This window comes from Streptomyces sp. RGM 3693 (genome assembly GCF_050471125.1).
GTDB lineage: Bacteria > Actinomycetota > Actinomycetes > Streptomycetales > Streptomycetaceae > Streptomyces.
Genome location: NZ_JBMPPQ010000003.1, coordinates 1,373,684 through 1,388,053 on the forward strand (window position 1 = coordinate 1,373,684; position 14,370 = coordinate 1,388,053).

At 72.9% G+C, this 14,370-nt stretch carries 11 protein-coding genes and 1 pseudogene; 5 read left to right on the forward strand and 7 right to left on the reverse strand.

The window, feature by feature from the left end; translation table 11 throughout:
- Nucleotides 1-11: 11 nt before the first annotated feature.
- The 6 genes from ACO0M4_RS34485 to ACO0M4_RS34510 form a co-directional block, all read right to left on the reverse strand.
- Nucleotides 12-488 carry an SRPBCC family protein gene (locus ACO0M4_RS34485; protein WP_430375017.1) on the reverse strand — a complete coding sequence of 159 codons (477 nt, stop codon included), beginning with the start codon at nt 486-488 and terminating at the stop codon, nt 12-14.
- Between the two features lies 1 nt (nt 489).
- Nucleotides 490-753 (reverse strand): acyl carrier protein, encoded by a 264-nt coding sequence (locus ACO0M4_RS34490; RefSeq protein ID WP_430375018.1) that lies wholly within the window; start codon nt 751-753, stop codon nt 490-492.
- 12 nt (nt 754-765) lie between these two features.
- On the reverse strand, nt 766-2,016 hold the full coding sequence (locus ACO0M4_RS34495; RefSeq protein WP_430375019.1) for a beta-ketoacyl synthase N-terminal-like domain-containing protein: 1,251 nt from the start codon (nt 2,014-2,016) through the stop codon (nt 766-768).
- Nucleotides 2,013-3,281 carry a beta-ketoacyl-[acyl-carrier-protein] synthase family protein gene (locus ACO0M4_RS34500; RefSeq protein ID WP_430375020.1) on the reverse strand — a complete coding sequence of 423 codons (1,269 nt, stop codon included), beginning with the start codon at nt 3,279-3,281 and terminating at the stop codon, nt 2,013-2,015. The genes ACO0M4_RS34495 and ACO0M4_RS34500 overlap by 4 nt, the downstream gene beginning before the upstream one ends.
- Nucleotides 3,278-3,712, reverse strand: coding sequence for a cupin domain-containing protein (locus ACO0M4_RS34505; protein ID WP_430375021.1), 435 nt, complete (start codon nt 3,710-3,712; stop codon nt 3,278-3,280). Before ACO0M4_RS34505 ends, ACO0M4_RS34500 begins: the two co-directional genes overlap by 4 nt.
- A gap of 99 nt (nt 3,713-3,811) precedes the next feature.
- Nucleotides 3,812-4,930, reverse strand: a complete 1,119-nt coding sequence (locus tag ACO0M4_RS34510; protein ID WP_430375022.1) for a SchA/CurD-like domain-containing protein — start codon at nt 4,928-4,930, stop codon at nt 3,812-3,814.
- Nucleotides 4,931-5,221: 291 nt separating this feature from the next.
- Between ACO0M4_RS34510 and ACO0M4_RS34515 the strand changes: the two genes are divergently transcribed.
- From ACO0M4_RS34515 to ACO0M4_RS34525, 3 genes are all read left to right on the forward strand, one after another.
- Entirely contained in the window at nt 5,222-6,856 is a 1,635-nt protein-coding gene (locus tag ACO0M4_RS34515; RefSeq protein ID WP_430375023.1) for an FAD-dependent oxidoreductase, read from the forward strand.
- A 435-nt stretch (nt 6,857-7,291) separates the two neighbouring features.
- On the forward strand, nt 7,292-7,780 hold the full coding sequence (locus tag ACO0M4_RS34520) for a glutathione peroxidase (protein ID WP_430375024.1): 489 nt from the start codon (nt 7,292-7,294) through the stop codon (nt 7,778-7,780).
- 124 nt (nt 7,781-7,904) lie between these two features.
- Nucleotides 7,905-9,494 (forward strand): GAF domain-containing protein, encoded by a 1,590-nt coding sequence (locus tag ACO0M4_RS34525; protein WP_430375025.1) that lies wholly within the window; start codon nt 7,905-7,907, stop codon nt 9,492-9,494.
- An 8-nt stretch (nt 9,495-9,502) separates the two neighbouring features.
- Here the strand turns inward: ACO0M4_RS34525 and ACO0M4_RS34530 are convergent.
- Nucleotides 9,503-10,298, reverse strand: a pseudogene (locus ACO0M4_RS34530) (ATP-grasp domain-containing protein).
- Nucleotides 10,299-10,471: 173 nt separating this feature from the next.
- Here ACO0M4_RS34530 and ACO0M4_RS34535 point away from each other — a divergent pair.
- Together ACO0M4_RS34535 and lnt are read left to right on the forward strand one after the other, a co-directional pair.
- Entirely contained in the window at nt 10,472-12,439 is a 1,968-nt protein-coding gene (locus ACO0M4_RS34535) for an ABC transporter ATP-binding protein (RefSeq protein ID WP_430375026.1), read from the forward strand.
- 196 nt (nt 12,440-12,635) lie between these two features.
- Nucleotides 12,636-14,213 carry an apolipoprotein N-acyltransferase gene (gene lnt, locus ACO0M4_RS34540; RefSeq protein WP_430375027.1) on the forward strand — a complete coding sequence of 526 codons (1,578 nt, stop codon included), beginning with the start codon at nt 12,636-12,638 and terminating at the stop codon, nt 14,211-14,213.
- Nucleotides 14,214-14,370 lie beyond the last annotated feature (157 nt).

Sequence of the window (14,370 nt, forward strand, 5' to 3'; positions counted from 1 at the left end):
CTGAGGGTGCGTCAGCTGGTCGGGGTGGCCGCGCGGAGCTCGCGGTCACGCTGCTCGATCCGGTCCCGGATGAGCTCCAGCTGGATCCGGGAGTTGCGGTTGATGTGCGCGGTCATGCCCTTGTCGTCGACCGGCGCCTCGGGCTTCATGGCGAAGTCCTGGGTCCAGTGCATCGACGTGCCGCCGGGGATCTCCTTGTACTTCCAGAAGATGTCCATGAACTTGAACGGACCGGTCTCCACGCGGCGGGCACGGACCGTCAGCGCCCCGCGGTCCGGGGTCCGCTCGGAGACCCAGCTCCAGACCTGGCCGTTCTCGTCGGGGTGCATGGTCAGCCGGAAGGTGGTCGTGTCGCCCTCCCGGGAGAGCACCTCGACGGCGGCGTACTCGCTGAAGAGCCGGGGCCAGTTCTCCAGGTCGTTGGTCATGTCCCAGACGAGGCTGAGCGGGGCGGCGATGGTGATCTCGTTCTCGGTGTGGCCGGGCATATCAGGCTCCTGTCGTAGTGACGGTGTCGGTGTTGACGAGGTCGAGGAAGTCACGTGGCGTCTTGGCGCGTTCGGCGTCGTCGGGCAGCGGCCGTTCGTAGCGGTTCTCCAGTTCGCCCACGATGCCGAGCAGGCCCAGCGAGTCCAGCCCGTACTCGGCGAAGGTCACCTCGGGCCGGTTCGCCATCTCCTCCGGGTCGACGGTCAGGCCGGCGGCCGACTTCATCAGCGCGGCCAGTTCGTCGAGGGTCAGTTGAGCGGTCATGGCAATCTCCTCTCAGGAGGGGGACTTCTCGCACCGGCGCAGCACCATCGCCGCGTTGGAGCCCATCAGTCCCCGGCTCAGCACCAGCGCCGTCTGCAGCTCGGCGGACCGGGACTTCCCGGTCACCACGTCGAGGTCCACGGTGACGTCGACGACGTTGGGGGTCGGCGGCACGACGGAGCCCTCCATGGAGAGCACCGCGGCCGCGATGTCCAGGACGGGGGCGCCGCAGTACGCCCTGCCGATACCGGTCTTGGGCGCCGTCACCGGGACCTCGACGGCGTGCCGGCCCAGGGCGTCGGACAGCGCCAGCGCCTCGGCCCGGTCCGCCGAAGCCACCCCGAGGGCGTCCGCGAACACCACGTCGATCTCCTCGGGGGCGCACCCGGCATCGGCCAACGCGCCCTCGATCGCCCGGGCCAGTCCCTCCCGGGACGCCTCCCAGAGGGCGGCGCCGGTGAAGGTGGCGGCGTGGCCGGCCAGCACGGCCCGGGGCCGGGAGCCGCGCTCCTCGGCTGCCGACCGCTCCTCGACGACCAGCATCGCGCCACCCTCGGCGGGCACGAACCCGCACGCCGCCCTGGTGAACGGGCGGTAGGCGCGGTCCGGTTCGTCGGACCGGCTGAGGTCCTCGTACCCGAGCTGGCAGACCACCGAGTACGGGGCCAGCGGGGCCTCGGCGGCGCCCACCACCACGGCGGCGGTGCCGCGGCGGATGGTGCGGGTGGCGTGCGCCAGCGCGTCCAGTCCGCCCGCCTCGTCACTGGCCACCACACCGCACGGCCCCTTGAAGCCGCCGCGGATGGAGATCTGGCCGGTGCTGGCCGCGTAGAACCAGGCGATGGACTGGTACGGGCCGACGTGGCGCGAGCCCTGACCCCACAGGTGTTGCAGCTCCCGCTGGCCGAACTCGCCGCCGCCGGAGCCGGCCGCGGTCACCACCCCCACCGCGAACGGGGAGCGGTTGTAGTCGGCCCGCCCCAGCAGGGCGTCGTCCAACGCGAGGTTGGCCGCGGCCATCGCGAAGTGCGTGAACCGGTCGGTCTGGACGAGGAACCGCTCCTCGATCAGCTCGCCAGGATCGAAGTCGCGGACCTCTCCGGCCACCTTGAGCGGCAGGTTCTCGCACCCTTCGCGGGTGACCGTGTCGAGAACGCTGATGCCCTCCTTGGTGGCCTTCCAGAAGGCTTCGGTGTTGGCCCCGTTGGGGGCGATCACGCCGATGCCGGTGACGACGGAACAACGTTCGTGCGGGGAGTTCATCTCGGCCTCCCACCCGGCCTGGTCAGGACCACGGCTGACTGGAACCCGCCGAATCCGCTGCCCACGGACAGCACCGACCGCAGCGGCACTTCCCGTGCGGTCTTCGGCACGTAGTCGAGGTCGCACTCCGGATCCGGGTTCTCGTAGTTGGCGGTCGGCGGGACCACCTGATGGGTCAGTGCCAGGACGCAGGCGACGATCTCGATCGCCCCGATCGCGCCCAGCGAATGGCCCACCATCGATTTGATCGAGCTCATCGGCACTTTGTAGGCGTGGTCGCCCAGCGACTTCTTGACCGCGGCGGTCTCGTGACGGTCGTTCTGCTGGGTGCCCGAGCCGTGCGCGTTGACGTAGTCGACCTGGGTGCGGTCGAGCTGCGCGTGGCCCAGCGAGCGGTTGATCGCCTCGGCCATCTCCAGACCTTCCTGGGTCAGGCCGGTCATGTGGTAGGCGTTGCCGAAGGTGGCGTAGCCGCGGATCTCGCAGTGGACGGTGGCACCGCGGGCCCGGGCGTGCTCCAGCTCCTCCAGGACGAGGACGGCGCCGCCCTCGCCCATGACGAACCCGTCGCGCCGGGCATCGAACGGCCGGGAGGCGTGGGCGGGATCGTCGTTGTTCGCGGAGGTCGCCTTGATGGCGTCGAAGCAGGCCACCGTGATCGGGGAGATCGGCGAGTCCGAGGCGCCGGCGACGCAGACGTCGGTCCGGCCCTCCTCGATGGAGTGGAAGGCGTAACCGATCGCGTCGAGGCCGGAGGTGCACCCCGTCGAGACGGTCTGCACCGGGCCGTGCGCGCCGATCTGCTCCGCCACCGCGGACGCCAGCGAACTGGGCGAGAACGCCCGGTGCAGATGGGGCTCGGCGGGCCGGTGGTCCACGTCCCAGCGGCGGCCGGACTCGCTGACCGCCACGTAGTCGTGCTCCAGGCGCGTGGTGCCGCCGACCGCGGTGCCCAGGGACACCCCGACCCGCCACGGGTCCTCCCGCGCCATGTCCAGACCGGACTCCCGCAGCGCCTCCGCGGCGGCGACCAGCGCGAACTGGACGTACCGGTCCGACTTCGCCACCTGCTCCTCATCCAGCCCGTGCTCGGCCGGATCGAAATCGCACTCGGCGGCGATCCGGGACCTAAAGCCGGTCGGGTCGAAGAGGGTGATGCCACGGGTGGCCGTCCGCCCGGTGGAGAGCAGGTCCCAGAAGGCCGGGATGCCCACGCCGCCCGGGGCGACGATGCCGATGCCGGTGACCGCCACGCGGCGGGTCATGACACCGGCTCCGTGCGTTCGGGTGGGGCGGCCGGTGTGCTCTCCTCCGTGCCCTCCGTGTCCACGTGGCCCAGCTCCGGACGCGGGGCCAGCGGGCCCAGGTGGAAGACCATCCGGGCCTCGGTGTTGCCGACGTTGCGGAAGCGGTGCCGCATGTACGGCGGGATCATCAGGCCCTGGTCCGGCCGCAGCGCGAGGGTCTCCCCGTCGAGGTCGACCTCCAGAGCGCCCTGGACGACGTAGACGAACTCCTCGGAGTACGGGTGGTAGTGCTCTCCGATGCGCTCGCCGGGCTGGACGAGTGCCATGCCCATGAAGCCGCTCGTGGCGCCCACCACGCCAGGTGTCAGCATCGCGCGCAGATCACCTCCGCGCCGGCGGTTGGGCTGGGTCTCGCTGAGGTCCACGATGCGTGGGCGGTGCGTGGTCATGGCTGTTTCCTCCAGGGGCGTGATGCCGGCGGATGAGAGACGGTGCGGCGGGTGGGGCCTGGTGCGGCCCGAGGGCCCGGCGGTCGGCGACCGGTGCGGTCAGGCGTCCGGTGCCCGGCGGTCGGTGATGAGGTCCATGTCGGCGCGGGCCAGGAAGTGGGCGAGCTCGCGGTCGGTGGTCAGACCGCCGGCCACGTCGCCGTCGAGCAGCCGCCGCAGCACGGCGAGCTTGCGGGGGCCACGGGCGCCGAGGGACACCAGCGGGTCACGGTCGATGGGGGCCCGCAGGTCGACGAGGCGGACGACGATGTCGTCGCGCTGGAAGACCGTGCTGCCGTAGACGGGGGACGCCGGGTCGTCGGCGGCCGCCTCGTCCTGATGGGCCAGCATCTTGGCCAGCGTCATGCCGAAGCCGGGCTTGGCCGGGTAGAACAGCGCGTGCCGCGACACGTTCTCGGGCTCCTGGCCACCGGCCGCCACGTGGTGCACCGCGGGCAGTGCGGCGCGGGTGAAGAACACCCGGGCGGAATTGGGCTCGTTGAGGTCCCGGTCCTGCTCCAGGTAGGGGTTGATGGCCTCCTCGACGGCCCGGACCTCGGGCTGCTGGGAGACGTGGCGCAGCGCGGCGATCAGGTCGCCCTGCACCTCGATGGCCCGCACGACGCGGTTACCGTGCATGAAGAGGGAGGTGCGGCGCAGCCGGGTCTTGTCGTCGACCCGGGCCGCCGGGGAGGTGTAGCCGGAGAGGATGTCGGCCACCGTCGCTTCGCTGCCCGGCTTCACGGTGAAGGTGAGGGCGTGCCGGACCACTCCGTCCCCGACGCGGGGGTTCGCCTGCAGCCGGCCCTTGACGGGCTCGGGGGCGACGACGGCGTCGTTGGAGGTCTCGCGCAGGACGCTGAAGCGCAGCGAGCGGGTGTCGCGCACGCAGCCGTGCAGCGGCTGCACCATCTTGACGTGCTCTTCGCTGTTGACCCAGGCGAGGAACGGCGGGGCGCTCTCCCATTCACTGGTGATCAACCACTGGGAGGGGTTCTCGATGGACTGGCACAGCTGGTCGGTGATGTGCCCGGGGACGGAGGCCACCTGGTTCCGCAGCTGCTCGTAGGCATCCAGGAACTGTTGCTGAGCCCCTTCCTGCAGGTCCAGCAGGAGGACGACCCGGAGCCTGGAACCGTCGAAGGCGGACTGCGATATTCGTTCCGACAGCGTTGTCATCATCTACGCATCTCCTCCAGGGCACGAGGCCCCTGTGGTGCGTCGTCAGTTCCGGCGCGATCCGGGATTCCGGTGCCTTCCGTTACTCCCGATGCGATCCGGTCGACTGAGCCGGATGGGCGGACCTTCGGCCCGGCGTGTCGCGGGGGACGGTCTGGATTCGATCGTGGCCAAGACCCACGGTCGGCGCGAGATGTGTGAGCCATGCAGGTGAACCGTGATGGAAGGGGCCACGGGCCGGGCATGCGTTGCTCCATCTCCCGTACACGCCGCTGGAGCTGGAGCACGCACATGAATCCCAAGGCCGAAGACCGGGTGCCGGTCCTCATCGTGGGCGGGTCCCTGGTGGGTCTGTCCGCCTCGCTGTTCCTGGGGCGCCTGGGCGTCCCACACGTCCTGGTCGAGAAGCATGCGGACACCTCACGGCATCCACGCGGACGGGGGAACAACGTCCGCACGATGGAGCTGTACCGGGGCGCCGGCGCCGAGGCCCGAATCCGGGCGGCGGCCTCGGTCCTCGCCGACAACCACGGGATCCTTCAAGCCCGTTCACTGACCGGTGACGAGCAGGAGTGGCTGTTCCGGGAGATCGACCCGGGCGGCGGACTGGCCAAGTTCAGCCCGTCCGGATGGTGCCTGTGCAGCCAGAACGACTTGGAGCCGGTGCTTCTGCGCTGCGCCCGCGAGCTCGGCGGCGACCTGCGGTTCAGCACCGAGCTGCTCAGCTGCGACCAGGACGCCGACGGGGTCACCGCGGTCGTCAAGGACCGGGACACCGGTGAGCACAGCACCCTCCGCGCCGAGTACCTGATCGCCGCGGACGGCCCCCGCAGCCCGGTGCGGGAGCGGCTGGGCATCGGCCAGAACGGCCCCGGCGACCTCTTCCACAACGTCAGCATCACCTTCCGGGCCCCCGAGCTGGCGGACGCGGTCGGCGACCGCCGCTTCATCGCCTGCTACCTGACCAACCCGGAGGCCGACGGGGCCCTGCTGCCGGTGGACAACCGCGAGCAGTGGGTCTTCCACGCGCCCTGGCACCCCGACCGGGGCGAGACCCTGGAGGACTTCACCGACGAGCGGTGCGTCGAGCACATCCGGCGGGCAACGGGCGTGCCCGACATGGCGGTCGAGATCACCGGCAAGGCGCCCTGGCACGCCGCGGAGCGGGTCGCCGAAAGGTACTGCGTGGGCCGGATCTTCCTCGCCGGCGACTCCGCCCACGAGATGTCCCCCACGGGGGCGTTCGGCTCGAACACCGGCATCCAGGACGCGCACAACCTCGCCTGGAAGCTCGCCGCCGTCCTCGACGGCTCCGCGGCCCCGGCGCTGCTGGACACCTACGAGGACGAGCGCCGGCCGGTGGCCGAGGTGACCAGCGCCCGCGCCTCCGCCCGGTCGGCCGAACACAGTCACCCCGGCTACGACCCGGCGCCCGGTGGCGGCGGCCGGCAGCACGGGGTGCTGACCGTGGCCCTCGGCTACTGCTACCCGCGGGGCGCGGTCCTCGGCGCCGACCCCGACCTCCCGGTCGTCCCCGAGCGGATGCGACTGACCGGTGAGCCGGGCACCCGGGCCCCGCACCTGTGGGTGCGCACGGGCGGGGAGCGGCGCTCCACCCTGGACCTCTACGAGCGGTCGTTCGTCCTGCTGACCGGCACCGAGGACGGCAAGATCTGGCGCGCCGCGGCGGAGGCCGCCGCCGCGCACTGGTCGGCCCGGCTGGACCACTACCGGATCGGCACCGGCGCCGACGCCGACCTGGTCCCGGAGGAGGGCGCCGACTGGGCCGAGGTGCACGGGGCGACGCCGGAGGGCGCGGTGCTGGTGCGGCCGGACGGCTTCGTGGCGTGGCGCGCGGAGGGGCGGGTGGCCAACCCGGAGGGGGCGCTGCGGGAGGTCCTGGGCGGTCTGCTCCGTCGGGCCTGATCCCGCGGGGCCCAGCGGAGCCCACCGACGGCACACCAGGGCCGGCGGGGCGGTCAGCCGCCCGGCCGGCCCTGGAACGTATCTTCTGACCTTCACCGGCCCAGGGGCATCTGGTGCGCGGACCGGCCCGGTCCCGTACCTCACGGGGCGAATTGGTGTTGAGTCCGGGCATGGACGCCAAGAAGACCCCGCGACATCCCTTTCAGCGCATTTCGCTTCCGCACCAGCCGCCCCGGCTTCCGCCACCCGTCGCCCGCCGCCGCGTCGAGGAGGACACACCGATCTTCGACCAGTTGCTCAAGGAGTGGCGGGCGGGCGCGCTGCGGCCGATGGTCACCTGGCCGGTCGACGATCCGGGGAAGACCAGGCCGGGCACGGTTGTTGCAGGCGAAGACGGACGCCCCCGTCCGCGGAACCGCACTGAGGAGCCCGAGCATGAGCCTGTACGACATCCCGCTGCGCACCCTGACCGGTGAGCCCGCTTCCCTCGCCGACTATCAGGGCAAGGCCCTGCTGGTGGTGAACGTGGCGTCCAAGTGCGGGCTGACCCCGCAGTACACGGGGCTGGAGCAGCTCCAACAGCGGTTCGCCGACCGCGGTTTCAGCGTGCTGGGCTTCCCCAGCAACCAGTTCGCGGGCCAGGAGCCGGGCACGGCCGAGGAGATCGCCACGTTCTGCTCGGCGACGTACGGCGTCAGCTTCCCGCTGTTCGAGAAGACCGACGTCAACGGCGAGCACCAGCACCCGCTGTACGCCGAACTGACCGGCACCCCGGATGCCGAGGGCGCGGCCGGCGACGTCCAGTGGAACTTCGAAAAGTTCGTAATCGACGCCTCGGGCGCGGTGGCCGGCCGCTTCCGGCCGCGGACCGAGCCGGAGGCGGCGGAGCTGGTCGCCGCGATCGAGGCGGCGCTGCCCGCCTGATCGTCGGCTTTCCGGCGCCGGGCCGGGGCGGCAACGCGACCGCCCCGATGTCATCCTTCCGGGCGAATTAGACTGGTCGCAGCCGTTCCGTGTCCGCACCGTGTCAGCCCGGGAAGCCGCCTTCATGCCGCATGCGCCGCCGTCCCCCGAGCCCGCCGACCCGCACGGGGCTGCCGGGGCGGAGGGTTCGGCGGCGGAGCTCGCCGAGCGGACCGCGCAGAGCCTGCGGCACCTGGCCGGTGGCCCGCTGTCGCGGCTGCCGCAGTTGCTGGAGGCGATGGTCGCGATCGGCTCGGACCTGGACGTGCACCGGGTGCTGCACCGGATCGCCGAGACCGCGGCGTCGCTGACCGGCGCCCGTTACGCGGCCGTGGAGGTGCTGGACGAGGACGGCGACGGACTGCGCGACCTGATCACCCACGGCAGTCCGCCCGAGGGCCGGCCGACTGCCCCGTGCACGCTCCGGGTGCCGATCAAGGTGCGGGGCGAGCTGTTCGGGAGCGTCTTCCTGGCCGGGAAGCCGGACGGCGCGGCGGCCGACCCCAGGGTGGGTTCCGGGGCGGGATCCGGGTGGTTCGGCGAGGTGGACCTGCAATTGGTGCGGGTGCTGGCCACCGAGGCTGGGATCGCCATGGGCAACGCCCGGATGCACGCCGCGGCCCGGCAGCGCCGGCGCTGGATCGACGGGGCGGCGTCGGTGACCACGGCGCTGCTGGCCGGCCCGGAGACCGGCTCCACGAAGGAGCACGCGCTGACCGTCGTCGCCGAGAAGGGCCGGGAGCTGGCCGAGGCGGCGACCGGGGCGGTGCTGCTGCCGCAGTCCGACGGCGCGATGGAGGTGGTGGCGATCTCCACGGTGCTGTCCGAGGCCGTGCGGACCGAGACGTACGGGGGCACGATCCCGGCTGCGAGCCCGGTTCTGCACCAGATCAGCGCCGGGCTGGCGGTCTTCTCCGACGACTTCGCCGGCGATCCCCGCTCGATCTCCCCGCTCTCGCGCCATTACGGGCCGACGATGCTGCTGCCGCTGCGCAGTGGCGGGCGGGTGTTGGGCGCGCTGGCCCTGTGCCGGGCCTCCGGCGACCCCCGCTTCACGCATCTGGAACGGACGCTGGGCACCCAGTTCGCGTCCCAGGCGGCGCTGGCGCTCGTCCTGGCCGACCGGCACCGGGACCGCGAGCGGCTCGCGGTCTACGAGGACCGCGACCGGATCGCCCGTGATCTGCACGATCTGGTGATCCAGCGGCTGTTCGCCACCGGGATGCTGTTGGAGAGTGCTCAGCGCACGGCCGTCCTCCCGGAGGTCAAGGAGGGCGTGGGGCAGGCGGTGGACGAGTTGGACGCGACGATCCAGGAGATCCGTACCGCGATCATCGCGCTCCAGCAGGGGCCGCCGGAGGCGCCGGCCGGGCCGCGCACCCGGATCCTGCGGGAGGCCGGCGCGGCCACGGTGGCGTTGGGCCACCGGCCGTCGGTGCAGTTCGTCGGGCCGGTGGATGCCCGGGTCGGCCCGGAGTGCGCCCGGGCGCTGGTGGCGGCGGTCGGGCGGGCGCTGACGGACGTGGCGCGGACGGCGGCCGCGGTCCGGGTCGTCGTGGACGCCACCGTCACCCTGGCCGACGGCCAGGAGGGCGTGCGGCTGACGGTGACCGGTGAGGGCGATGACGGCGATCCGGCCGCGCCGGTGGTCTGGGAGCGGCCGCTCCACCCGTAGGCGGCGGGTCAGCCGGCCCGGCGGACGAACGGCAGGTCCCGTGCGGCCACCAGGGAGCGCGGCCCGGCGGCCCGTAGGACGGTGTCCAGGGCCGCCTCCGGGTCGGCGGTGTAACTCCCGCTCGCCCAGGCCGCGTTGGCCTCGATGACGGCCCAGTGGCCGTCGGTGCGGCCGATGTCGACGACGATCGCGGAGGGCAGGGTCGGGCCGCGGCGGGCGAGGAGTTCGGCGCCGAAGGCGGCCGCGTCCGGGCCGAGCGGTCCGGGGGCGAAGCGGCCGTCCTCGGCGTACCGGCTGCCGGTGCGGACCTCGCCGTCCAGGACGTACAGCCGGTACTCGACGGTGAAGGCGACGATGTCGGAGACCAGCACACGACGGTGTCGGGGTCGACCGCGTCGGGGCCGGGCAGCCGGGAGCCGTCCGCGTAGACCATGGCGCGGATGCCCTTGTCATTGGGGGACTTGGCGAAGACCGGGCGGCGCAGGGCGTGGGTGGCGTGCAGCGGCAGGGCGCGGACGTCCCGGCGGACCAGGTCGCGGGGGAGTTCGGCGAGCCAGTGCGGGGGCGCTTCGAGCGGGGCGATGCCGAGCGGGGCGGCGACGGCGTCGGCGAAGGTGGGTCCGGCGTGCAGGTGGGTGGCGCGCAGCCCGTCGGGGAGGGCGAAGGAGGCAGCTGGACGGTGCGCAGTCCGCGCCGGCGGGCGGTGTCGCGGAGCCGGGCGGCGGAGGCGGTCAGACGGGGCGGCAGCAGGAGGGTCGGCGCGGTGTCCAGGTCCGGCGTGCGGTGCTCTCCCCCGTGGCGCATGGCGGTCATCGTAGTGGCGGCCGGGGTGGGGATCGTGGGCGCGGTCCGGGTAGCCACAGGGGTGACGGCGAACGGAATCCCTTGACCTCAAGATTGGTTTAGGTTCTAGATTCTTTCGTGTCGCCGGTCACTCACGGCGATCCCGTGACGACCCCGGCAAACAGGAGGCCGCGATGGACATGGAAGTCACCGCCTGGCATTCGCTGCACAGCACGATGACCGCACAGCAGGGGAAGCGCCGCCTCTCCCGCGGGACGCTGCGCCGGATCGCGGCCTTCGCCCGCCCGCACCGCCGGATGCTGGTGTGGTTCCTGGTGCTGAGCACCGTCACCGCACTGCTCGCGGTGGCCACCCCCCTGCTCGCCGGACGAGTGGTGGACGCGATCGTCGGCGGCAAGTCGACCGAGCTGGTCCTGGGGCTGTCCGGGCTGATCGCCGCCATCGCCGTGGCCGAGGCCGGGCTGGGGCTGCTGACCCGCTGGCTGTCGGCGAGCATCGGCGAGGGGCTCATCCTCGACCTGCGCACCACGGTCTACGACCACGTCCAGCGGATGCCGATCGCCTTCTTCACCCGCACCCGTACCGGAGCGCTGGTCAGCCGGCTCAACAACGATGTGATCGGCGCCCAGCGGGCGTTCAGCGACACCCTGTCCGGAGTGGTCAGCAACATCGTGACGCTGCTGCTCACGCTCGGCGTGATGCTCACTCTGTCCTGGCAGATCACGCTGATCGCGCTGGTGCTGCTGCCGGTGTTCGTGCTGCCCGCCCGCCTGGTGGGCCGGCGGCTGGCGGCCCTGCGGCGGGAGGGCGCCGACCACAACGCCGCGATGGGCACCCAGATGACCGAGCGGTTCTCCGCGCCCGGCGCCACTTTGGTGAAGCTGATGGGCCGTCCGTCCCAGGAGTCCGCGGAGTTCGCCGCCCGGGCCCGCCGGGTGCGCGACATCGGCGTCCGCTCGGCGATGGTGCAGACGTACTTCGTCACCGCGCTCACCCTGGTCTCCGCACTGGCACTGGCCGTGGTCTACGGCCTGGGCGGCTACCTGGCGCTGCACCAACAGCTGGAGGCGGGCGCCATCGTCTCGCTGGCCCTGCTGCTCACCCGGCTCTACGCCCCGCTGACCGCGCTGTCCGGCGCGCACATCGAGGTGATGAGCGCGCTGGTCAGCTTCGAGCGGGTCTTCGAGGTGCTGGACCTCAAGCCGCTGATCACCGAGCGGCCGGACGCCCGGCCGGTGCCGGCGGGCCCGGTGGCGGTGGAGTTCGACGCGGTGCGCTTCGGCTACCCGGCCGCCGACAAGGTGTCGCTGGCCTCTCTGGAGGAGGTCGCCACGCTCGACACCCGGGGCGGCGAGGAGGTACTGCACGATGTCTCCTTCCGTGCCGAGCCGGGCCAGATGGTGGCTCTGGTCGGTTCCTCGGGCGCCGGCAAGTCGACCATCGCCCAGCTGCTGCCACGGCTGTACGACCCGGATTCCGGGGCGGTGCGGCTGGCCGGGGTGGACGTCCGCGAGCTGACCGCCGCCTCGCTGCGGGACACCCTGGGCATGGTCACCCAGGACGGTCACCTCTTCCACGACTCGATCCGGCAGAACCTTCTGCTGGCCAACCCGGAGGCGACCGAGGACGGGCTGTGGGACGCCCTGCGCCGGGCCCGCCTGGACGCCCTGATCGCCTCGTTGCCCGACGGGCTGGACACCGTCGTCGGCGAGCGCGGCTACCGGCTCTCCGGCGGCGAGCGGCAGCGGCTGACCATCGCCCGGCTGCTGCTGGCCCACCCCCGGGTGGTGATCCTGGACGAGGCCACCGCCCACCTGGACAACACCTCGGAGGCGGCCGTCCAGGAGGCGCTCACCGAGGCACTGGACGGGCGGACCGCCCTGGTGATCGCCCACCGGCTGTCCACCGTCCGGGCCGCCGACCTGATCCTGGTGGTCGAGGGCGGGCGGATCGTCGAGCGGGGTACGCACGAGACGCTGCTGGCGGCGAGCGGGCGGTACGCCGAGCTGTACCGGACGCAGTTCGCCGACGGGCCGTCCGGCGCGGCGGACACCCTGGACGCAGCGGACTCGCCGATGGCCGTCGGCACCGCACCGGACGACGGCCCGGACCTGTCCGCCGAACCCTCGCTGGTGAACTGACGACACCGGCCGTCCCACGGGCACCGGCCCCCGTCCTCTTGGGCGGGGGCCTGCGCGTACCCCTGACGGGAGCGGCAGGACGGGTGCACGAGAAGTGGCGGGAGCCGGGGACGCCTGACAACCCTTGAACGTGGCAAGAGATATCGACGGGACACCTCGACGGACGAGGGGACAGGCACGGCGACAGGGAGCCCGTATGGACATACCGCTCGGCCACCGGACGCGTTGGTCCGACTCGCTCTGGACGCGCGGCCCGGCCGCCGCGCTCGCCGGTGCGCTGCCCGCCCTCGCCTTCCCCGCGCCGTCCTGGTGGTGGCTGGCGTATGTGGCGCTGGTGCCGTGGCTACTGCTGGTCCGGTCGGCGCAGACCGCCCGGCGGGCGGCGCTGTACGGCTGGTTGGGCGGCGCCGGGTTCATGCTGGCGGTGCACCACTGGCTGCTGCCGAGCCTGCACGTCTTCATCCTGGTCCTGGCACTGCTGCTGGGGGCGCTGTGGGCGCCCTGGGGGGTGTTGGTGCGGGCGCTGCTGGGTGGGGCGCCGGGTCCGGGGCGGGCCGCCGCCGCGCTGGTGCTGGTGCCGTCCGGCTGGCTGATGGTCGAACTGGTGCGGTCCTGGGAGTACTTGGGTGGGCCGTGGGGGTTGTTGGGTGCCAGCCAGTGGCAGGTGCCGCCCGCGCTGCGGCTGGCGTCGCTCGGCGGGGTGTGGCTGCTGAGCCTGCTGATCGTGGCGGTGAACACCGCGCTGGCCGGGCTGATCGCCATCCCGGTGGCCCGGCTGCCCGCCATGGCCGGGCTGCTGGTGTGCGCGCTGGCCGGCACCGCGGCCTGGCTGTGGGCACCGGTCCCCCGGCCCGCGGGGACGGTACGGATCGCGATCGTCCAGCCGGGCACGGGCGGCACGCCCACCCAGCGGCTGGCCCACAGCGAGGCGCTCACCGGTGCGTTGGCCGGCCGCGGAGTGCGGCTGGTCGTCTGGGGCGAGAGCAGCCTCTACCAGGACCCGGCGGACCATCCGGCGCTCGCCGCCAGGCTGGCCGCGCTGTCCCGCCGCACCGGCGCCGACCTCCTGGTGAACGCCGACGCACCGGACTCCGGCCGGAGGGGCATCTCCAAGAGCGCGGTGCTCATCGGCCCGCAGGGCCTGACCGGGGACCGCTACGCCAAGATGCGGTTGGTGCCGTTCGGCGAGTACATACCGGCCCGGTCCGTGCTGGGCTGGGCGACGAGGGTGGGCAAGGCCGCCACCAGCGACCGGCGGCGCGGCACCCATCAGGTGGTGATGGCGATCCCGGCCGCGGCCGGTCTGCGGGTCGGTCCGCTGGTGTGCTTCGAGACGGCGTTCCCGGACATGAGCCGTCATCTGGCCGCCGACGGGGCACAGCTGCTGGTCGCCCAGTCCTCGACCTCGACGTTCCAGGACAGTTGGGCGCCCGCCCAGCACGCCTCCCTGGGCGCGCTGCGCGCCGCGGAGACCTGGCGCCCCATGGTGCACGCCACGCTCACCGGGGTCAGCGCGGTGTACGGCCCGCGGGGCGAGCGGATCGGCGAACGGCTGGGCACCGACCGCAGCGCGGCCGCCGTCTACGAAGTACCGCTGGCCCGCGGCACCAGCCCGTACACCCGGTGGGGCGACTGGGCGCTCTACGGGGCGATCGCCGCGCTGCTCGCCTACGGGCTGGCCGGAGCGGGACGGGCCATCAGGCAGCGCGGCGTCAGCCCCTCCGGTGGATCCGGCCTCAGCGCCGGGCGGCGGCCGGCGCGAGGGCGTCGGTGACCGGTGGGTCCGGCTGCCCGTTCGCAGTGTCGGAGCAGACGGAACGCTCGGCACGAACGGAACGGACGGCGCCCCGACCGCCGTCGCACCCGATCCGCCGACGCCTCGGCACCAAGGCGCCCCGCCCTGCTTCGGCCGACACTGTTGGTTTATTCGG